Here is a 19,509-nt window from a genome sequence, read left to right as displayed (position 1 = left end):
TTCTAGTCGTCGTCCTCGTCGTCCCCGCCCTCGTCGTCCCCGCCCTCGTCGTCCCGGCCCTCGTCGTCCCCGCCCTCGTCGTCGTTCTTCGTCTCGTCCTTGCCCTTCTTCTCGTCGCCGCCGTCCCGCCGCGAGCTGTCCGGCGCGGGAACGGGCCGGGTGGTCGCGCCCTGCACGGAGAGGACGGCCCGACACGCGGTCTCGTTGAGCTGGAACCGGTCCGGCAGGGCGTTCACCCCCCGGTACGTCGCGCGCATCCCGGCGGTGAGGGTCCGCCCCGGCGGCAGGTTGCCGATCCGCGCGGAGACGGTACGACCGTCCTGGCGCCAGGTGCCGGGCGAGCCGGCGACCAGCCGCTGGTCACCGGGCAGGGTGAAGGTCAGCCGCCCGGCCGGGACCGGGACGGTGCCGGTGTTGGCGACGCTGAGGGTGGTCGACAACCGGCCGTCGACGGCCGGACCGACGGTGTAGCGGACGGTGCACTCCGGCGCGCGCTCCCCCAGCCCGGTGACCGCGGCCGGGACGCCGGCCCGCGCACGGTCGGCCGGCGGGCTCCCGGTCAGCGTGTCCGCCGCGGCGGCACCGGCGACCAGCAGCGCGGTGGCACCCGTGGCGACGGCGACGCGCCCGCGTCGCGGCAGCCGCCGCCACCGACGCAGCGGTGCGGCGAGCGGACCCGCCGCCACCGCCCGCACCGCGGCGGCCATGCCACCGGCGAGCAGAGCCGTACGGGTCGGCGTCGTCGTGGTCGTGGGCCGGGTGCCGGCGGGATCGCCGTCGGGCAGCAGGAGCGCGGCCGGTGCGAGTCCGGCCGCCGCGCTCAGGAGCGCCGCCGCCTCGGCGGCGGCCGGTCGACGGCCCGGGTCCTTGTCGAGGCACCGTCGGCACAGGTCGGCGACCTCACCCGGCAGGTTGACGAGCGCGGGCAGTGCGGCGGGTTCCTGATAACGGTGAGCCGCGAGCATCTGGGTCGTCGTGGAGGCACGCCAGGGGAGCTGCCCCGCCAGGGTGCGGTACAGCAGCAGGCCCAACGCGTACACGTCGGTGGCCGGCCGGACCAGGCCCGTCTCCAGCCGCTCCGGCGCGAGGTACGCCGGCGTCCCGAGCAACTGCCCGGCCGCGCGGTCGTTCTCCCCCGAGGTGGCCGAGATGCCGAAGTCAACCAGCTTCACCCCGGAGCCGGCCACCACCACGTTGCCCGGCTTGACGTCGCGGTGCACCACCCCGCGCTCGTGTGCGGCGGCCAGCGCTGCGGCCACCTGCGCGGAGATCAGCACCGCCACCCGCCAGGGCAGCGGCCCGCCGGTGAGCAACTGCGACAGTGTCCGGCCCTCGATGAGCTCCATCACCACGTACGGCAGCGGGCGTCCCTCGGGCCCGGCCGCCTCGGCGTAGTCGTACACCTCGACGATGTTCGGGTGGCGCAGGCGGGCGGCCGCGCGAGCCTCGGACCGCACACGGTCGAGCAGCAGCGGATCGTCGGCCAGGTCCGGCGACAGCACCTTCACCGCGACGTCCCGCTCGAGCACCTCGTCGTGGGCACGCCAGACCACCGACATGCCGCCGGCACCGAGCCGGTCCCGCAGTCGGTAGCGACCGTCCATCAGGTCCCCGGTGTTCATCACCGGCAACCATGCCCAGCCGACCGGGGAAGAAAACGTCGACCCTGGACGGCGCCGCGCACGGGATCAGCGGGCGGGAAGCGCCTGCGCCAGTTGCGTCGCGCCCGCCGCGAGGGCCGCGTAGCCGTCCTCGCCGACCTTGCCCTCCCGGCGAAGCTCGACCAGCTTCGCGGCGAACTCGCGCAGCTTCTCCCGCGCCCCGTTCACGTCGCCGTCGGCGATGTTCTGCTCCACGTCCTGCAGGCGTTTGCGCAGCTCACGACCGGCACTGCGGTGCACCTGATCCTGCCGGACGAGAGTGTCCAGCGTCGACCGCAGCTGCGCGACGAGGTCGGCGGGACGCACCCGGCGGGGCGGCGACGGTGCGGCCGTGGGTGTGCTCGACGCCGTCGAGGACGCGGATGGCTCCTCGGGCACCGGCTCCTCGATCACCAGGGGCGGCCCGGTGTCGACCGGGGTGGCGAAGGCGGCACGGCCCGGCCCGTCCGCGCCGTCGTCACCGGAGAGGGCGACCATCAGCCCGGCGACGACGACCACGACGGCCGCGGCCGCCACGGCCATCCACATCGCCCGGCTGCCGTCGTCGGCGGCACGGTGCCGGCTCCGGCCGGCGGCCACCGTCGGAGTTGCTGCCGCCGTACGCACGGTCGGCTCGGGGTCGGACGAGGCGAGCACGCCGACATCATGCCAGAGCAGGCACGTCGCGACCGGCCGGCGGGAGCCGGCTGGTCAGGGGCGTCAGCCGGTCAGTCGCAGGGCGAGGACCGCGAGGTCGTCGGCCTGGGGGCCGCGCTGGTAGGCCGCCACCTCCTCGCGGATCCGGCCGACCACCAGGCCCGGGTCGCCGCCGGGCAGGTCCTGCAGCAGGCTGACGAGGCGTTCCTGACCGAAGAGGCCCTCCGGGCCGCGTGCCTCTGAACGTACCTGTCGACCGGGCGGTCGGCGAGCCGTGCGCCACACCTTCCCGAGGAGGGCGTGGGCGGACCGCCGGGTCCTTGCCGTCGAGCAAAGGTCGCGCCCTCCGGAAAACCCCGTAACCTGCGGACATGAGCGATGAGGGGCAGTCGGAGCCGAGTCGCCCGTACCGTCCTCCGCTGTCCGGCCCGCGCGACCCGATCCTGCTGGCCCGGACGTTCACCGCCGCGACGGTGACCGGGCTGCGTCACCTGCTCGCCGTCCGCGTCGCAGCCGCCGGACTCGCCGGCGAGCCGGCGGACGACTTCGTCCTCGCCGTGCACGAACTGGTCACCAACGCGGTACGGCACGGCGGCGGGACCGGCCATCTCCAGCTCGTCCGGCGCGGCGATGTCATCCACTGCACGGTGACCGACCACGGCACCGGTCAGGACGGGTTGCCCGTCGACCTTCCGGAGACCAACGTGCCCGGGGGGCGCGGCCTCTGGCTGGCTCACCACCTGACCGGGACCCTGGTCCTCCAGCGCCAGCCCGGCGGTCTGGCCGCCACGGTCACCGTCCACCTGTCCGGCCCTGTCGGTCCGGCCCCCCGCTCGCCCCGAGGGTGACCTGAGGATCGCCGGCGTGGCACGCGGAAGGCTGCGCGCCGCGGCCCTTCCGGCCGGGTCCGTACGGTCGTTCGACCGACAACCGGGGCGGCGGCGGGCTTGGGTGGCTCGCCGACCGGGTACCAACCGGGTCATGGCCAGAATCAGCACCTCACCGCCCCCGCCGCAGGCCACCGAGTTGCGACGGTGGACGCTGTCGGACGCCGCGCAGCTGCGTGGTCTCCGCGCCTCCCTGCATGAGGAGCTGACCGGGAACGTGCTCGCCGAGGGGGCCTCCCTCGGCGAGGTGCCCGAGGTGATGGTGCTGATCGCGACCGAACTGTCCACCAATGCGCTGCGGCACGGCATCCCGCCCACCATCGTCCGGCTGCTGGCCACCGAAGACTGCCTGATCCTGGACGTGGCTGACCACGACCTGGCCCACATGCCGGACCTCGACGAGGTCCAACCGGCCGACCCCGGGGGGCGTGGCCTCCAGATCGCCCGGGCGGTCTCCCTCGACGTCGGCTGGTACGCCACGGACGGCACCAAGAACATCTGGGCCTCGTTCCCCCGGGCCTGAGCGGCCGCCGGCACGGGTGCCCCGCCGCGGGCGACCTATGCTGGACGGCGTGAGGAGCCCCCGGACCTGCGAGCGAGCGCGCCGCCACGTCTGCTGGGCGTACGACGACCTGGAGTCCTTCGCCGTCGAGTCGGAGCGCTACCTCCTCGACGGCCTGGCCTCCGGTGAGCAGGTCTGGTACGTGACGGCCCGCCCCGACGACGCGGTGAGCACGCGCCTGCGTCGTCTGCCCGCCTTCGCCGACGCCCTCGCCCGGGGTTCGGCCGAGGTCGTCCCGCTGGCCTCGACCTACACCTCCGGCGGGGTCGTCACGGCGTCCGCCCAGATCGCCGCGTACGCCGACGCCACCGCGGCGGCGCTGGCCGCCGGTTACACCGGGCTGCGCGTCGTCGCCGACGCGACCGAACTGGTACGCACTCCGGCGCAGCTCGACGCGTTCTGCCGCTACGAACACCGGATCGACCGCTGGATGCACACCCGGCCGTTCCGGGCGATGTGCGCGTACGACCGGGCGCGGCTCGGTCCGGCGGTCGCGGAGCTCGCGTGCCTGCATCCGGTGGCCAACGTCGAGGAGCCGCAGTTCCGCCTGTTCGCCGTCCCGCCCGGCGAGGGCCACGCCGAGGTCGCGGGCGAGGTGGACGCCGACAACCGGCACCTGTTCCGGACCGCGCTGGACCGCGCGGACCTGCACCCCGACGACGGTGAACTGGTACTGCGGGCGGGCGACCTGAGCTTCCTGGACCACCGGGCGCTGGTGACCCTGGACGAGTACGCGCGCCGCCGCGGGGCCACCGCCGTCCTCCGGACGTCCCGTTCCGCCGTCGCCCGTCTGGTCGCCCTCCTGTCCCTGTCGTCGGTGCGGGTCGAGGTGGGGCCGTGAGGACCGGCGCGCCCGCCCAGCACCGGGGCTACTACCACGTGGGCCTCCACTACGACACCGACGACGAGCTGCTCGCCGTGGTGGTGCCGTTCCTGCTCGGCGGCGTCGAGGCGGGCGAGCCGACCTTCGTGGCGCTGGGCGAGCGCACCGGCGGCCTGGTCCGCGCGGCGCTGCCGGCCGGTTCCGGGGTGCGGTTCCTGCCCGGCGGCGAGGTGTACGCCCGACCGGCCGCCGCCATCCGCGCCTACCGTGAGTTGCTGGCCGAGCAGGTGGCGGCCGGTGCGGAGCAGATCCGGATCGTCGGCGAGGTGCCCACGCCCGCGTTCGACGCGACGTGGGACTGGTGGGCCCGGTACGAGTCGGCGATCAACCACGCGTACGACGACTTCCCGCTCTGGGGCGTGTGCGCGTACGACACGCGGACCACCCCGGCGGCGGTGCTCGCGGACGTGGCCCGGACCCATCCCCGCTTCGCCACCGCCGACGGCTTGCACGTGCCCAGCGACGGCTGGACCGCGCCGGACACCTTCCTGCGGGAGGCCCGGCCGATCCCGCCGGACCCCATCCAGGAGACGCCTCCGACCGTCGTGCTGGTCGAGCCCACGCCGGCGGAGGCCCGCAGCGCCGTCTACGACGCCGACCGGGGGCAGCTCAAGGAGGACGACGTCGAGGACCTCGTCGTGGCCGTCAGCGAGATCGTCACGAACGCGCTACGGCACGGCCGGTCCCCCGTCCGCCTGCGACTCTGGGCCGGTGACGACCGCATCGTGGTCTCGGTCAGCGACGCCGGCCCCGGCCCGCTGGACCCGTACGCGGGGCTGCTCCCGGTCTCCGACGGCTCACCCGGCGGCCTGGGCCTGTGGATCACCTACCAGTCGTGCAGCCATGTCTCCCTGCACCGGGGTCCCGACGGCTTCACCCTGCGGATGACCGCCGGGAACCCCCACCCGACCCGCTGAACGTCCGGTCGGTCAACGGCGGTTGGCCGGCCGGCGGCTCAGGGCCAGCCCGAGGCCGATCATGCCCAGCCCGAGGAACAGGTGCAGCCAGTTGTCGGCCCCGTTGAGCGGGACGAAGTTGGCGCCGCTCTCAAGGTCGATCACCAGACCGTAGAGCCAGAGGACCAGGTAGATGGCACCGCCGCCGACCAGGTAGGTGCGGGCACTGGCGACCGTCCGGGCCAGGGCGAGCCCGGCGACGCCGTACGCCAGGTGCACGAGGTTGTGCAGGATCGACACCTGGAAGAGCCCGAGCAGCTTCGCCTCGGACTCGTGCCCGGCGAACTGCATCGTGTCGTAGTTGCTGGTGATGCCCGGAATGAAGCCGAGGATGCCGACCAGCAGGAAGACCACCCCGACGACCTGCGCCGCAGTGCGTAGCGGGTGCTTCCCGGTGTTGGCGCCAGTCCTGTTCACCATCGCGTCAACCTCTCATCGAAGGACAATTGGCAGAATTTTCTCCCCCGGCGGATCCCCGTGAAACAGGCGATCAACCTCCCGGGGACGGTTCCGCGCGTACCAGGTCGCGAAGAGGGCGGTGGCGAGCAGCAGTTCCGCCACGTCGCCGCCGTACCACATGAGCCGGGCGGCGTCCTGGAGAGCGTTCACGTCCCGGTCGGGGAGGCCGGGCGGCAGGGTGGCGGCGTGGGCGTACAGGTACTTGGCCAGCACCGCGTGGCCGGCCGCCGCGCCGAGCAGCGCGCCGGTCCGCACGGCCAGGCCGGGCCGGCGCGGTGCCGGATCCGGTCCGGCCACCGACCAGGCGAAGAGGTAGCCGGCGGCCAGGTAGTGCAGGTGGATGCCGTGGTGCAGCGCGGGATGCCGTTCCGCCGTGGCGTACAGCGGGGTGAGCAGCACCAGCGCCAGCCCGCCGGTGGTGAGCAGGGCGGCGCTCACCGGGTGGGCGAGCAGGTGCAGTGGCCGGGCCCGCAGCAGGCGCCCGACGGGGCGCCGCACGGGCGGCACCACCCGCAGCAGCAGGGTCACCGGCGCTCCGAGCGCCAGACCCAGGGGAGCGACCATGCCGAACAGGAGATGCTGCGCCATGTGCGCCCGAGGGTCACCGGGCGCGCCCGCCAGCGGACCGACAGCCAGGGCGAGCGCCGCGCACCCCGCGAGCCAGGCGGCGGTACGCCCCGGTCGCCAGCCGCGCCGGTCCCGGGACACCGCGAGCAGGTACACGCCGGCCAGCAGGGCGATTGGGACGAACGCCAGCAGGCCCGGGTCGCCTCCGGAGCCGGCGTGCGCGAGGACCGTCACGGCCGGCCGCCGGGCCGGGGACGGCGACGGGCCCGCCACACCACGGCGGCACCGGCCAGCAGCAGCACGGCGCCGGAGAAGTTCCACACCACGTCGTACGGCAGCAGGTGCACCCCGTACCGGATCTGGTGCAGCCGGAGCACCTTGTGGTCGACGACGCCGTCGAAGAGCTGGAACGCCCCAGCCCCGAGCAGGAACCCGCCCCAGGCGGCCCGGGGCAGCAGCGCGCCCCGACGGCGCAGGTCCGCGAACCAGAAGAACCCGCCGACCAGGGCCAGCAGCTCCGCCGCGTGCAGCAGCCCGTCGGAGAGCAGGCCGACCGACAGCGTGGACCGGTCGTAGAAGTGGTGCCAGCCGAGAAGCTGGTGGAAGACGATCTCGTCCACCGCCGCCATCACGGCGGCACCGATCACCCCCGCCGCCAGCACCGAGCGACGCCACGTCGACCCCGCCATCCCCACCGCCTCACGTCGTGCCCGTCGCCCTACCCGCCTCAGGAGGAACCATGCCCCCGCCCTGACCCCGACCCGGGTGGGACCTGTCACGACCGGACGGGGAGCGGCCGGTTCCGGGGGTACGGTCGGCGGGCGGGCACGGGTTCTCCTGGCACGCCCACACTTCAGCGGGAGGGACGCGGCCGTGCCGGACGTCGACGACCTGATCAACGACGCCCTCGCGGCGGTACGCGGCACCGACGTACGCCTCGCGGAGCGGCAGCTCGACCGGCTGATGATCGCCGGCGCCGCGGACGGCGGGGTGGCCGTGGACGCGGCGCTGGTCCGGAGGCTGGTGACCAGGGTCGCGCGGCTGGCCCCGCGCGGCTGGCAGCCGGCGGACCTGGCCCGGATCGCCGTCCGCCGGCTCGGCGCCGCGTCCGCCGCGCTGGTGGTGGACGCCCTGGCCGCGCAGCGCCGCGACCTGCCCGACCCGGTCCCGCCGTGGTGGGACGCCCACCTGCGTGACCTGGACGCCCAGGTCTGGTGGGACGACGACGAGCGGCACCTCGCCGCCTGGGCGGGCCGGCACGGCCTGGACCGGTTCACCGCGCTGCGGACGGCGGTGGACGTGCTCGCACTGGTCGAGGGGCTGCCCCCGATCGCCGTGCTCCGTCCGCCGCCCGGCGTGACCGGGGCTGCCAGAGCGGTGTCCACGCCCGTCCGGTCCGGCTCCCGGATGCTCGACCGGGTGCGGGCTCTGCTGGCCAAGGCCGAGTCGACGACCTTCCCGGCCGAGGCCGAGGCGCTGACCGGGAAGGCGCAGGAGCTGATGGCCCGGCACAGCATCGACCAGGCGCTGCTCGCCCCCGGCGCGGAACGCGGCGACCTGCCCGACGGTGTGCGCCTCGGCACCGACCCGCCGTACGCGGGGGCGAAGGCGCTGCTGGTGCAGGAGGTGGCGGCGGCCAACCGGTGCGAGGCGGTGTGGTCCGACGACCTGGGGTTCACCACCGTGCTCGGCTGGCCGGCGGACCTGGAGGCGGTCGAGCTGCTCTACACCTCGCTGCTGGTCCAGGCCACCGCCGCGATGCTGCGCGGCCGGGGCGAGCGGCGAGGCGGTGGCGCCCGACGCACCCGCGGCTACGACGAGTCCTTCCTCAACGCGTTCGCGGTGCGGATCGGGGAACGGCTGCGCGCCGCCACCGAGGAGGCGAACCGGCAGGCCGTCGAGGCGGCGGGTGCGGACCGGCTGCTGCCGGTGCTCGCCGCCCGCACCGAGGCGGTCCGGGAACACCTGGACACCCTCTTCCCGGGCGTAACCCGGGCCCGACTCACCGTGCACGACGAGGAGGGCTGGTCGTCCGGCACCTCCGCCGCCGACCGGGCGTCACTGAAGGGCCCGGCACCGTCCCGCCCAACGCGGCAGGTACGCGGCCGGCGCGGCCCACGCTGACCCCCACCCGCAGCGAGCGCACAACTTCCGGGAAAGAGTGGCCATTCCGCGTCGGATGGCCACTCTTTCCCGGAAGTTGTGCAGGCGCGGCGGCGAAAACCTCCCGCGACGCCGATGAGTTCCGGCCGCCGTGGACGTCAACCCCGCATGAGCACGGTGACCTGTCAGATCTCGATGTCCCTGGACGGCTTCGTGGCCGGCCCTGACCAGAGCCTCGCGGACCCGCTCGGCCGGAACGGCCTGCGTCTGCACGAGTGGATGTTCGCCAGTGACCGGTGGCGGGAGGGGCGCGGCCTCGCCGGCGGCGGGCACGGCGTGGACGCCGACGTGGTCGAGGAGATGGTCCGCGACGTCGGCGCGTACGTGATGGGACGCCGGATGTTCGGCGGCGGGGTCGGGCCGTGGGACGACGGCTGGCGGGGCTGGTGGGGCGACGACCCGCCGTTCCGGACGCCGGTCTTCGTGCTCACCCACCACCCGCGGCCACCACTGCCCATGGCCGGCGGCACCGAGTTCCGGTTCGTCACCGACGGGATCCGGTCGGCGCTGGACCAGGCACGGAAGGCGGCCGGCGACCGGGTGGTGTCGATCGCGGGCGGTGCGAGCACCGTTCGGCAGTACCTCGCCGCCGGCCTGATCGACACGCTCCACCTGCACATCGTGCCGATCGTGCTGGGTGCCGGGGAGCGGCTCTTCGTCGACGTCGGCGAGCCTGACCTGGAGCAGGTACGCGTGGTGGCCGGCCCGACGGTCACCCACGTGACCTACCGGGTGCGGCGCTGACCGACGGGCCGGCCGGCGTGCGTCACGGGGGCGCGCGCCGGCCGGCGGCTTCTCAGGGAGTCGCGGAAGGGCTCGGGGCGGGGGCGGGCGGTGCCTGCGGCCCGTCCCCTCGGGCCTCGTGACCGCCGAGCGCGAGCACGATCAGGGCGAGCACGGCGGCAGCGCGCCGGGCGACGACGACAGACCGGGACACCGGTCACCCCCGTTCGGGTACCACTTGTCCACGTGGGACGGGTGCTTGTCCAGTAGGGACCGTGCGAGCCGGATCGGCGCCACGAGGGGCACCGTCCTGGCAACGAGTGGGCTCGTCGGCGGGACACGGACCGCCGGGCCGACGTGGTCGGCCCGGCGGTACGCGTACGCGAGATCAGCTCTTGAAGGCGTCCTTGATCTTCTCGCCGGCCTGCTTGAGCTTGGCGCCGGCCTGGTCGTTGCGACCCTCGGCCTCGAGCCGCTCGTTGTCGGTGGCGCGGCCCGCGCCTTCCTTGAGCTTGCCGGCGGCGTCCTCGGTCGTGTTGTTGATCTTGTCGTCGAAACCCATGTCAACCTCCGGATCATTGGTGCCGGTACACCTTTGATGTACCCCCGCCCACCCGGTTGAACCGTCACCGGTCACCCAGCGTCGCCGCGGCCGTCGCCGCCGGTCCGCTCGCGACGAGGGACCGGCGGCGCGCGGTGGGCTCAGGCGACCGGCCGGAAGCCCCGCAGCCGCAGGCTGTTGGCCACCACGAAGACCGACGAGAATGCCATCGCGGCCCCGGCGATCATCGGGTTGAGCAGGCCGGCGGCGGCCAGCGGCAGAGCCGCCACGTTGTAGGCGAACGCCCAGAACAGGTTGCCCTTGATGATGCCGAGGGTCCGCCGGGAGAGCCGGATCGCGTCCACCGCGGCCGTCAGGTCCCCCCGTACCAGGGTCAGGTCGGACGCCTCGATCGCCACGTCCGTCCCGGTGCCCATGGCAAGCCCCAGGTCTGCCTGGGCGAGCGCGGCGGCGTCGTTGATCCCGTCGCCGACCATCGCCACGACCTTCCCCTCGCCCTGGAGCCGCTTCACGACGTCGACCTTGTCGGCCGGCAGCACCTCGGCGATCACCTCGTCGATGCCGACCTCGGCCGCCACCGCCCTCGCGACGGTGGTGTTGTCGCCGGTCAGCAGCACCGGGGTCAGCCCCAGGTCGCGGAGCCGCGCCACCGCCGTCCGGCTGGTCGGCTTCACCACGTCCGCGACCGCGAGGATTCCCCGGGCCCGGCCGTCCCACCCGGCCAGGACCGCCGTCCGTCCCGCCGCCTCCGCTCCGGTCGCCGCCCGCACGACCTCCTCCGGTACGTCGAGACCCCGCTCCCGCAGCAGCCGGAGCCGGCCGACGACCACCTCACGGCCCTCGACCGACCCGGTCACGCCGAGGCCCTCGACGTTGGCGAAGCCGGTCACCCGCGGCAGCGTGCCGGCCTCCGCCGCACCGGCCGCGACCGCCTGGGCAATGGGGTGCTCGGACGCGGACTCCAGCGCCCCGGCCAGCCGGAGCAGCTCGGCCCGGTCCCCGCCGGCCGCCGGCAGCACGTCCACCAGGGTCATCCGGCCGGTGGTGACGGTGCCGGTCTTGTCCAGCACCACGGTGTCCACCCGCTTCGTGGACTCCAGCACCTCCGGCCCCTTGATCAGTACCCCGAGCTGGGCGCCCCGGCCGGTGCCGACCAGCAGCGCGGTCGGTGTGGCCAGACCGAGGGCACACGGGCAGGCGATGATCAACACCGCCACGGCGGCGGTGAACGCGGCGGTCGCGCCCGACCCCGTACCGAGCCACCAGCCCAGCGTCCCCACCGCGAGGGCGATCACGATCGGCACGAAGACGCCGGAGATCCGGTCGGCGAGCCGCTGCACGGCCGCCTTGCCGGTCTGCGCCGCCTCGACCAGCCGTGCCATCTGGGCGAGCTGGGTGTCCCCGCCGATCCGGGTGGCGGTGACCACCAGCCGGCCGCCGGCGTTCACCGTCGCGCCGACCACCGTGTCGCCCGGGCCGACCTCGACCGGAACCGACTCGCCGGTCAGCATGCTGACGTCCACCGCCGAACTGCCCTCGGCGACCACCCCGTCGGTGGCGATCTTCTCGCCGGGGCGGACCACGAACCGGTCCCCCACCGCGAGCTGGTCGACCGGGATCCGGGTCTCGGTGTCGCCCCGCAGGACCGCGACGTCCTTCGCCCCCAGCTCCAGCAGGGCACGCAGGGCCGCCCCGGCGGTCCGCTTCGACCGCGCCTCGAAGTAGCGGCCGGCGAGGATGAACACGGTCACCCCGGCCGCCGCCTCCAGGTAGATGTTGCCCCCGCCGTCACCTCGGACGATGTCCAGGCTGAACGGGTGGGTCATCCCCGGCACGCCGGCCGTGCCGAGGAACAGCGCCCAGAGCGACCAGCCGAACGCCGCCAGGGTGCCCAGCGACACCAGCGTGTCCATGGTCGCCGCGCCGTGCCGCAGGTTGATCCAGGCGGCCCGGTGGAAGGGCAGCCCGCCGTAGACCACGACCGGGGCGGCCAGGGTCAGCGACAGCCACTGCCAGTACTCGAACTGCCAGGCCGGCACCATCGCCAGCACGATCACCGGCACGGTGAGGACCGCCGAGACCCACAGCCGCGTACGCAGGCCACGCAGCTCGTCGACCGGCTCGCCGGCCGGCTCCGCTCCCGCCGCAGCGGGCGGCGGCGGGAGTACGGCGGTGTACCCGGTCTTCTCCACCGTGGCGATCAGGTCGGCCGGGGTGATCTCGTCGGCGTACCGGACGGTGGCCTTCTCCGTGGCGTAGTTGACCGTGGCGGTCACGCCGTCCATCCGGTTCAGCTTCTTCTCGATCCGGGCCGCGCAGGAGGCGCAGGTCATGCCGCCGATCGACAGCTCGACCTGGTTCGGGGCCACCGGTAGTGGCCCGCGTGTCGTCGTCATCGCGCGCTCCCGTCAGTCGTGTCCGTGACCGGGGGTGCCATGGTCGGCGTCCGGACTCGGGTTGGGTGGCGGCGTCGCCGCCGGGGTACTCGTCGCGGCCGGGGTGCTCGTCGCCGCCGGGGTGCTCGTCGCCGCCGGGGTGCCCGCGGTGACGGTGAACTCGGCGGTGCGGACCCGGCCCCCGTGCTGGAAGTCCAGGTAGAGCCGGTACGTGCCGGCCGACGGCACCTCCGCGAAGAAGGTCACCTCCGGGCCGGGCCGGGTCCGCCCGTCACCGGGCACCCCGTCCGGGTGCACGTGCAGGTACGCCAGGTCGCCCCGCCGCAGCGCCACCAGGTGCCCGTACGCACCGAGGTAGGGCTCCAGGTCGGTGACCGGCGTGCCGTTCCGGCTCACCGCGAGGGTCAGCTCGGAGGTGCGGCCGGGCTGAAGCGCGCCGGCCAGGGTCACGGTGTAGCCGTCGACCGTGGTGCTGGTGGCCGGGGCCGGCAGCGGCCGCTCGGCCAGCGCCCCGGGGACGGTCACGTCCGTGCCGAGGGTCAACGCCTCCCCGCCGGTCGGGGTGAAGTCGGCGAACGCCCGCCACACCCCGGGCCCGGCCAGTGGGGAGTCGACGCGCCAGGTGCCGTCGGGCGCCATCTCGGGATGGACGTGGCGGAAGCCGGACAGGTCCCGGCGGGCCACGATCAGGTGCATGCGCTTGTCGTGCGCGACGTCGTACGCGGTCACCGGCCGCCCGTCGGGGCCGGTGACCCGGAAGGCGAACTCCCCGCTCGGGGCGCCCACCGGCTCGAAGGTGTAGCCACGGTCGGAGACGAGCAGCCCGCCGGGCAGGTGAGCGTCGTCCGCCGCACCGCCGCTGTCGCCGTGGCTGTCGTCGCCGTGACCGCTGTCGCTGTCGTGGTCGGCTTCGGCGGCGGGGGCGACGGGGCCGGCGACCTGGCCGACCCCGTACGCCGTGCCGAACACCGCCGCGAGGCCGAGGGCGAAGCCGCTCAGCTTGATCGCCGTGTTCATCGTGGTACCTCGGTTTCTCCGGGTCGGGTGGACCCGTCACGCACCGGCGAGGTCGTACCCGGCCTCGTCGACGGCGGCGCGCACGGTGTCGGTGTCCAACGGGGTCTCGCTCGTGACGGTGACCTGGCCGGTGGCCAGATCGACCTGGACGTCGGTGACGCCGGGGATGGCGCCCACCTCGCTGCTGACCGAGTTGACACAGTGCCCGCACGTCATGCCCGTGACCTGGTACGTGTTGGTGACCATCGGAACTCTCCTCTCGCCGCTTCCCATCATACCCCTCAGGGGTATCGACCTAGAGAACGTACCATACCCCCGAGGGGTACGGTAGACTCGTCGCCATGACCACACCGACGCCCGCCCCGATCCGGGGCTACACCGCGACGAAGGACCAGCTGCTCGCACGGCTGCGCCGGGTGGAGGGTCAGGTCCGCGGGATCGAGAAGATGGTCGACGAGGACCGCTACTGCATCGACGTCCTCACCCAGATCTCCGCGATCCAGGCCGCCCTCGACAAGGTCGCCCTCGGTCTGCTCGACGGGCACGCCCGGCACTGCATGCACGAGGGCGCGGCCGAGGGTCGGGCCGACGAGATGGCCACCGAGATGATGGCCGCCGTCGGCCGCCTGATGAAGCGCGGCTGACCGCCCTTCCACCCCGCTCCGCCGCTCCCCGCTCGCTGTTCGCCGCTCCCCGCTCCGCGCTCGCAACTTCGGGGAAAGTGTGGCCATCCGACGCGGAATGGGCACACTTTCCCCGAAACTGCACGGCCCCGAGGGCGGCGCCCCCGAGAGGCCCGGCGAGGCCCGCCGAGGGCCGGTGCCGCCCGGCGGGCCGGTTTCGATCAGAGCCGGTCGAGGATCTTGCGCATGGTGGCGATCTCCGCCTGCTGGGACGTGATGATCTGCTGCGCGAGGTCCTTGCCGCGCGGGTCGGCGCCCTCGGACAGCTCGGTCTGGGCCATCGTCACCGCACCCTCGTGGTGGGCGATCATCATGGTCAGGAACTGTCGGTCGAACTCGCGGCCGGAGGCGGCCGCCAGCTTCGACATGTCGGCCTCGGACATCATCCCGGGCATGCCGTGGTCCATGTGCGGCATCTCGGCGCCGGGAGACGGCACCGGCCGACCCCACTCGGCCAGCCAGCCGCTCATGGTGGCGACCTCCGGCCCCTGCGCGGCCTTGATCTGCCCGGCGAGCCGCTTGACCTCCGAGTCGCCGGCCCGGGTGGTGGCCAGGTCGGCCATCTCCACGGCCTGCTGGTGGTGCGGAATCATCATCTGGGCGAACATGACGTCGGCGTCGTCGACGGTCGCCGCGCTCGCGCCCGCCGAGGGGGCGGCGCCGGTGGCGGCGGGCATGCCGTGGTTCCCGCCGGACGAGTGATCCCCGCCGCAGGCGGTCAGGACGACGGCGGCGGTGACGGTGACGCCGGCCAGGGCGGCACGGCGCGCGATGGTACGAGTGTTCACGGTTGAGCCTTTCGGTTTCTCGGGACGTACGCGACACGACGGGAGCGCGGAGCAGCGTCCTGCACCGCGCATCGCGCCTATCTGCGCAGCACCGAGACCGTGGCGAGGCGAAGACCGACGGGGCGCGGCGGGGGTGCCCTCGAAGCACCCGGAGGACGGTCACCGCTCCGCCGGCCCGGCTCGCCCGCTCCCGTCACGGTCGCGAAGAGGACCGCCAGCAGGAGCGACATGCCGAAGGCGCCGAGCACCGCCAGACAGACACCCCAGTCGGGGAACCCTCCACCCGTGCCACCGGCGGCGAGCAACGGCCCGTGCGGGCAGCCTGTGGGGCAACCCGCGTCACCGGGAACGACCGCGGCGACTAGCCGGAGATTTCCCGCGGCGACGAGCCGGGGATTCCCCGCGGCGACGAGCCGGACGTCCCCCGCGGCGTCGTGGTCGCCGACCGTTCCGCTGGGGGGCGGCGCGCCCTCGTGCGCCGACGCGCCGTCGTGCGCGGGGGCGACAGGCTCGTGCCCGGCGGCGTGCGTCCCGTGGCCGAGCGTGTGCATGACGGCCAGGCCGAACAGGGTGGCGACGACCAGGAGCAGCCGGGTCCACCGCCCGGCCGCCACGTCTGCCGTCGTCCGCACACGACTACGCTAGCGTGCCGACCGCCCAGCGGGGCTGCGGCGTTAACAGGGGGCCCTTCCTCTACCGCAGGCGTTAACGGGGGGCCCTTCCTTACCCGACACCGGGCCTCGCGAGCGGCGTCGGAGGGTGGCGGTGGCTACGATTCGGCCGATGGCTCTCCGGCTCCCGCACCACCCGACCCGCGCCCGCAGCCGGTCGGCGACCTCGCCGACCGCCCGTGGTCGGGGCCACCCGGACCGGACCGTCGCGGTACGTGGCCGAACCGACACGGGAGGGTCATCTCCCCGGTTCGCGGTGACCGCCGTGGTCGGAACCCTGAACCGACCGGCCCGCTGGCACGTACCCGCCTGAGGATTCGTTGGGAGACACGCACATGGGCGCCGACCACACCCGTCCCGCTCCGTCCACCCCGCCCGGGGTGCGGCGGATCCTCGTCGCGACGGTGGTCCCCCTCTTCGTCGCGACCATGGTCGCCGCCCTGGTGCTCTGGCCCCGCAACGCCCCCGAGACCGACCAGGGCACGGAGCCGCCCCGCTACCACGGCACCGTGACGAGAGTCGTGAGCGAAGCCTGCCCGCCGCGACCCGACACCCCGGAGGGGCCACCGGGCGCCACGGACGGGCCGTGCGGCCGCGTGACCGTACGCGTCGACGAGGGGCCGGACGCCGGGCAGCAGGTGGAGACGCCGATCCCCGTCGGGCCGGGCGCACCGACGGTGGCGGCGGGCGACGAGATCATCCTGGTGGAGCTGCTCGATCCGGCCGACCCGACGGTCAGCAGCTACAACATCGCGGAGCACCAGCGGGGCGCACCGCTGGTCTGGCTCGTGGCCCTCTTCGCCGCCGCGATCGTCGCGTTCGGGCGGTGGCGCGGGCTGGCCGCGCTCGCCGGCCTCGCGGCGAGCTTCGCCATCCTGCTCACCTTCGTGCTGCCCGGGATCAGCGCCGGGCAGTCGCCGCTGCTCGTCGCGGTCGTCGGCGCCGCGTTGATCATGTTCGTGGTGCTGTACCTGACCCACGGGGTGACCGCGCAGACGTCCGTGGCGGTGCTCGGGACGCTCGGCAGCCTGGTGCTGACCGGCGTGCTCGGCACGCTCGCCACCGCCGCCACCCATCTGACCGGGTACGGCAGCGAGGACGCCACCACGCTGTCGATGTACCAGGCCGACGTCGACCTGCACGGGCTGCTGCTGGCCGGCATCATCATCGGCTCGCTCGGCGTGCTCGACGACGTCACGGTCACCCAGGCCGCCACGGTCACCGAACTGGCGCACGCCAACCCCGGGCTGACCCGGTTGCAGCTCTACCGGGCGGCGACCCGGGTCGGCCGCGCGCACATCGCCTCCACGGTGAACACGATCGTGCTGGCGTACGCGGGCGCCTCCCTGCCCGTGCTGCTCCTGCTCACCGCCGACTCGCGGGCGGTGACCCAGATCCTCACCAGTGAGTTCCTGGCCCAGGAGATCGTCCGCAGCGCGGTCGCCACCCTGGGTCTGATCGCCGCGGTGCCGCTCACCACCGCGCTGGCGGCCGTGGTCACCACGGCCGGCCGGCGGGGCGGTACGGCCACCGCCGGCGACACACCGCCCGACCCGCCGCTCCCCCGGGCGGCGGTACGGGCGGAGGCGCTGGAGGCGCTGAGCGCCCCCCGCGCGACGGACACCTCCCCCGCCACCCCCGGCAGGTGGCCCGACCGAGACAGGAGCACGGACACCGCATGGTGAAACTGCGTAGCGTGATCACGCGGCCCCACCCGCCTGATAGTCGCGTCACTGGTCATCGACTTTGGCTTCGAAATAGCTCGTTTGGTCGGCTACCAGACGTAGATCCCCAGGACGACTGTCGGGTAACCTCGCTGCCGGTCACCGCCGAAGGCGCGCAGCGGCGCCTGCGGTGCCGCCGCCCAATCGCCGCGAGGCGAACCGGGGACCCAGGTACCTGGGGTGAATCCGCGAATGCGGTAGGGGCCACTTCCGCCCCGAACCCGTCAGCTAACCCGGTCGGCGGTCGACGGAAGGGAACACTGTGACGGCACCCCTACGCCGCTGGTTGACACCTGTGGTGGCCGTGCTCGCCGCGCTGGCCGTGTTCGTCGGGCCCCTCCCGGCGTCCGCCGCACCGGCACCCCCGAAGCCCTCGGGCCACGACAGCCAGCCGACGTTGCTCAACGACGTCATCGAGGCCAAGAACCGCGACTTCGTGAAGGCCGAGGCGGCCCTGAAGAAGTCGCAGAAGCGCCAACAGGAGCTGGAGCTGGAGGTCAGCCGGCTCCAGCGCGAGCTGAACGCGCTCGCGCCGCAGGTCAACGAGATCGCGGCCCAGTCGTACCGGAGCGGACGGATCGGCGCCGTGTCGATGCTGCTGGAGGCCCGGACCCCGGACTCCTTCGTGCAGCGCGCGGGCGCCCTGGACGAGCTGAACATGGTCAACGCCAAGCAGCTCGCCGAGGTCAACGCGGCCAAGGCCCGCGTGCAACAGGCGAAGCTGGCGGTCGACACCGAGGTCCGGGACCAGCAGCGCCTGAGGAACAACATCAACCGGGATCGGGCCGCGGCCGAGAAGGCCCTCGACCTGGTCGGTGGCACCGGCCTCACCGGCGGACTGGTGAACGCCACGTCACCGGTCGCCCGGGTCGCACCGGGCCGGACGGCGGACGGCGACTGGCGGCCCGAGTCGTGCAGCCAGCCCGACCCCACGACCTCCGGCTGCGTCACGCCCCGGACGCTGCACATGTACAAGGAGGTCAGGCGGGCCAAATTCACCCGGTTCGTCGGCTGCTACCGGTCCGGTGGGCCGTACGAGCATCCCAAGGGCCGCGCCTGCGACTGGTCGCTCCAGAACAGCGGCTTCCGGTCCTGGTACAACAACGACACCCGGATGTACGGCAACAACCTGACCGCCTTCCTGGTCCGGAACGCCGACCGGCTCGGCATCTACTACGTCATCTGGAACCGACAGATCTGGTTCCCGGCGACCGGGTGGAAGTCGTACAGCGGTCCCTCGAACCACACCGACCACGTCCACGTGTCGCTGCTCTGACGGCGACCCGGACAGCGTGTCGAAGGGCCGCCCCGACCGGGGGCGGCCCTTCGTCGTAGCGGTCAGGCGGCGGTCACGGCGGCCGGCACGTCGACCGACGCGACCGGCGGGCCGCCCGCGGACATCTCGGCCACCGTGCGGACCTCACCGGCGGTGAGCCGGTACGACATGCCGACCACCGCGCAGCGGCCGGCGTCGACCTCGGCGGCGAGCGCGTCGGAGCTGGCCAGCATCGCCTCGACGGTCTGCGCGATGTGGATGTCGACGATCCCGTCGACGTCCCACACGCCCTGGGCCTCCGCCCGGCGCACGCTCGGCACGACGGCGTCCACCATCGCACCCAGGTGCCCGGCGGGTGACGTGCCGGTCCTGGCGGCCTCGCACGCTGCCTGCACCGCACCACAGGAGTCGTGCCCGAGCACCACCACCAGCGGCGTACGCAGGACGGTCACCGCGTACTCGACGCTCCCCAGCACCTCGGATCCGAGGGTGTGCCCGGCGGTGCGTACGACGAAGAGGTCACCGAGGCCGCGGTCGAAGATGATCTCGGCGGCGAGCCGCGAGTCGGAGCAGCCGACGACCACCGCGAACGGGTGTTGCCCGTCGGCGACCGCCGCGCGGTGACCGGCGTCCTGGTTGGGATGGCGGGGCGCGCCGGTGACGAAGCGCCGGTTGCCGGCCTGGAGTTCCGCGAGTGCCTGCCGTGGGGTTCTCGGGCCCGGTGGGACGCCGGGCGGTTCGACGCGACTCATTCGCTCACCTCGTGCTCACGAGACGGACCTGGTCGGACCCCGGCCGACGGTGGACGCGGGCCGCCTCCACCGTCACACGCACGACAAGGCACGTCAAGGTATACGTGATCTGCACTTCATGTGTTTGACAACGGTGGTCACTT

Annotated in this window: 23 protein-coding genes and 1 riboswitch; of the genes, 10 read left to right on the top strand and 13 right to left on the bottom strand. The window is 73.9% G+C overall.

Annotation, left to right across the window (positions count from 1 at the left end):
• Positions 1–2: 2 nt before the first annotated feature.
• The 3 genes from ACIBR0_RS23170 to ACIBR0_RS23160 all read right to left on the bottom strand — a co-directional run bounded on the left by ACIBR0_RS23170 (position 3) and on the right by ACIBR0_RS23160 (position 2,582).
• Positions 3–1,622, bottom strand: coding sequence for a serine/threonine-protein kinase (locus tag ACIBR0_RS23170; RefSeq protein WP_396718921.1), 1,620 nt, complete (start codon positions 1,620–1,622; stop codon positions 3–5).
• Positions 1,623–1,688: 66 nt separating this feature from the next.
• The gene (locus ACIBR0_RS23165) at positions 1,689–2,297 is read right to left on the bottom strand and encodes an FIMAH domain-containing protein (protein ID WP_396718919.1); all 609 of its coding nucleotides are present in this window, start codon (positions 2,295–2,297) and stop codon (positions 1,689–1,691) included.
• 63 nt (positions 2,298–2,360) lie between these two features.
• Positions 2,361–2,582 (bottom strand): SpoIIE family protein phosphatase, encoded by a 222-nt coding sequence (locus tag ACIBR0_RS23160; RefSeq protein WP_396718917.1) that lies wholly within the window; start codon positions 2,580–2,582, stop codon positions 2,361–2,363.
• An 86-nt stretch (positions 2,583–2,668) separates the two neighbouring features.
• Here ACIBR0_RS23160 and ACIBR0_RS23155 point away from each other — a divergent pair, with 86 nt between their 5' ends.
• The 4 genes from ACIBR0_RS23155 to ACIBR0_RS23140 all read left to right on the top strand — a co-directional run bounded on the left by ACIBR0_RS23155 (position 2,669) and on the right by ACIBR0_RS23140 (position 5,546).
• On the top strand, positions 2,669–3,145 hold the full coding sequence (locus ACIBR0_RS23155; RefSeq protein ID WP_396718915.1) for an ATP-binding protein: 477 nt from the start codon (positions 2,669–2,671) through the stop codon (positions 3,143–3,145).
• A gap of 133 nt (positions 3,146–3,278) precedes the next feature.
• Positions 3,279–3,707, top strand: a complete 429-nt coding sequence (locus tag ACIBR0_RS23150) for an ATP-binding protein (RefSeq protein WP_396718913.1) — start codon at positions 3,279–3,281, stop codon at positions 3,705–3,707.
• A 49-nt stretch (positions 3,708–3,756) separates the two neighbouring features.
• Positions 3,757–4,587 (top strand): MEDS domain-containing protein, encoded by an 831-nt coding sequence (locus ACIBR0_RS23145; protein ID WP_396718911.1) that lies wholly within the window; start codon positions 3,757–3,759, stop codon positions 4,585–4,587.
• Entirely contained in the window at positions 4,584–5,546 is a 963-nt protein-coding gene (locus tag ACIBR0_RS23140; RefSeq protein ID WP_396718909.1) for an anti-sigma factor RsbA family regulatory protein, read from the top strand. The genes ACIBR0_RS23145 and ACIBR0_RS23140 overlap by 4 nt, the downstream gene beginning before the upstream one ends.
• Positions 5,547–5,558: 12 nt before the next feature.
• On the opposite strand, the gene ACIBR0_RS23135 is transcribed toward ACIBR0_RS23140, so the two are convergent.
• The 3 genes from ACIBR0_RS23135 to ACIBR0_RS23125 are packed head-to-tail and all read right to left on the bottom strand — an operon-like array spanning position 5,559 to position 7,300.
• Entirely contained in the window at positions 5,559–6,005 is a 447-nt protein-coding gene (locus ACIBR0_RS23135; RefSeq protein ID WP_396718907.1) for a DUF4383 domain-containing protein, read from the bottom strand.
• Positions 6,006–6,017: 12 nt separating this feature from the next.
• On the bottom strand, positions 6,018–6,845 hold the full coding sequence (locus tag ACIBR0_RS23130) for a cytochrome c oxidase assembly protein (protein WP_396718905.1): 828 nt from the start codon (positions 6,843–6,845) through the stop codon (positions 6,018–6,020).
• Entirely contained in the window at positions 6,842–7,300 is a 459-nt protein-coding gene (locus tag ACIBR0_RS23125; protein ID WP_396718903.1) for a DUF2243 domain-containing protein, read from the bottom strand. Before ACIBR0_RS23125 ends, ACIBR0_RS23130 begins: the two co-directional genes overlap by 4 nt.
• 184 nt (positions 7,301–7,484) lie before the next feature.
• Here ACIBR0_RS23125 and ACIBR0_RS23120 point away from each other — a divergent pair, with 184 nt between their 5' ends.
• On the top strand, positions 7,485–8,735 hold the full coding sequence (locus tag ACIBR0_RS23120) for a DUF2786 domain-containing protein (RefSeq protein WP_396718901.1): 1,251 nt from the start codon (positions 7,485–7,487) through the stop codon (positions 8,733–8,735).
• Between the two features lie 147 nt (positions 8,736–8,882).
• Positions 8,883–9,518 (top strand): dihydrofolate reductase family protein, encoded by a 636-nt coding sequence (locus ACIBR0_RS23115; RefSeq protein WP_396718899.1) that lies wholly within the window; start codon positions 8,883–8,885, stop codon positions 9,516–9,518.
• Positions 9,519–9,885: 367 nt separating this feature from the next.
• Here ACIBR0_RS23115 and ACIBR0_RS23110 read toward each other — a convergent pair whose 3' ends face one another.
• From ACIBR0_RS23110 to ACIBR0_RS23095, 4 genes are all read right to left on the bottom strand, one after another.
• Positions 9,886–10,059 carry a CsbD family protein gene (locus ACIBR0_RS23110; RefSeq protein WP_210833190.1) on the bottom strand — a complete coding sequence of 58 codons (174 nt, stop codon included), beginning with the start codon at positions 10,057–10,059 and terminating at the stop codon, positions 9,886–9,888.
• A gap of 140 nt (positions 10,060–10,199) precedes the next feature.
• A complete protein-coding gene (locus tag ACIBR0_RS23105) occupies positions 10,200–12,455 on the bottom strand; it encodes a heavy metal translocating P-type ATPase (RefSeq protein ID WP_396718896.1) in 2,256 nt (751 codons plus the stop codon).
• 12 nt (positions 12,456–12,467) lie between these two features.
• Positions 12,468–13,472: a hypothetical protein gene (locus ACIBR0_RS23100; protein WP_396718894.1), complete on the bottom strand. Its 1,005-nt coding sequence runs from the start codon at positions 13,470–13,472 to the stop codon at positions 12,468–12,470.
• 36 nt (positions 13,473–13,508) lie between these two features.
• Positions 13,509–13,718 carry a cation transporter gene (locus ACIBR0_RS23095; RefSeq protein ID WP_357030313.1) on the bottom strand — a complete coding sequence of 70 codons (210 nt, stop codon included), beginning with the start codon at positions 13,716–13,718 and terminating at the stop codon, positions 13,509–13,511.
• A gap of 95 nt (positions 13,719–13,813) precedes the next feature.
• Here ACIBR0_RS23095 and ACIBR0_RS23090 point away from each other — a divergent pair, with 95 nt between their 5' ends.
• A complete protein-coding gene (locus tag ACIBR0_RS23090) occupies positions 13,814–14,116 on the top strand; it encodes a metal-sensitive transcriptional regulator (RefSeq protein ID WP_357030311.1) in 303 nt (100 codons plus the stop codon).
• Positions 14,117–14,316: 200 nt separating this feature from the next.
• Here ACIBR0_RS23090 and ACIBR0_RS23085 read toward each other — a convergent pair whose 3' ends face one another.
• Positions 14,317–14,943 carry a DUF305 domain-containing protein gene (locus tag ACIBR0_RS23085; protein WP_396718892.1) on the bottom strand — a complete coding sequence of 209 codons (627 nt, stop codon included), beginning with the start codon at positions 14,941–14,943 and terminating at the stop codon, positions 14,317–14,319.
• 77 nt (positions 14,944–15,020) lie between these two features.
• Complete coding sequence (locus tag ACIBR0_RS23080) at positions 15,021–15,575, bottom strand: hypothetical protein (RefSeq protein ID WP_396718890.1); 555 nt, start codon at positions 15,573–15,575, stop codon at positions 15,021–15,023.
• 151 nt (positions 15,576–15,726) lie between these two features.
• Between ACIBR0_RS23080 and ACIBR0_RS23075 the strand changes: the two genes are divergently transcribed.
• The 3 genes from ACIBR0_RS23075 (at position 15,727) to ACIBR0_RS23065 (ending at position 18,614) form a co-directional block, all read left to right on the top strand.
• Complete coding sequence (locus ACIBR0_RS23075; protein WP_396718889.1) at positions 15,727–15,927, top strand: hypothetical protein; 201 nt, start codon at positions 15,727–15,729, stop codon at positions 15,925–15,927.
• A gap of 22 nt (positions 15,928–15,949) precedes the next feature.
• Positions 15,950–17,299: a YibE/F family protein gene (locus ACIBR0_RS23070; protein WP_396718887.1), complete on the top strand. Its 1,350-nt coding sequence runs from the start codon at positions 15,950–15,952 to the stop codon at positions 17,297–17,299.
• 166 nt (positions 17,300–17,465) lie between these two features.
• Positions 17,466–17,596, top strand: a riboswitch (cyclic di-AMP (ydaO/yuaA leader).
• Positions 17,597–17,600: 4 nt separating this feature from the next.
• A complete protein-coding gene (locus tag ACIBR0_RS23065; protein ID WP_396718885.1) occupies positions 17,601–18,614 on the top strand; it encodes a coiled-coil domain-containing protein in 1,014 nt (337 codons plus the stop codon).
• A gap of 62 nt (positions 18,615–18,676) precedes the next feature.
• On the opposite strand, the gene ACIBR0_RS23060 is transcribed toward ACIBR0_RS23065, so the two are convergent.
• Positions 18,677–19,366, bottom strand: coding sequence for a carbonic anhydrase (locus ACIBR0_RS23060; RefSeq protein ID WP_396718883.1), 690 nt, complete (start codon positions 19,364–19,366; stop codon positions 18,677–18,679).
• Positions 19,367–19,509 lie beyond the last annotated feature (143 nt).

The organism is Micromonospora sp. NPDC049497, from assembly GCF_044465805.1.
Taxonomy (GTDB): Bacteria; Actinomycetota; Actinomycetes; order Mycobacteriales; family Micromonosporaceae; genus Micromonospora.
This window is presented reverse-complemented; position numbering and strand designations above follow the sequence as displayed.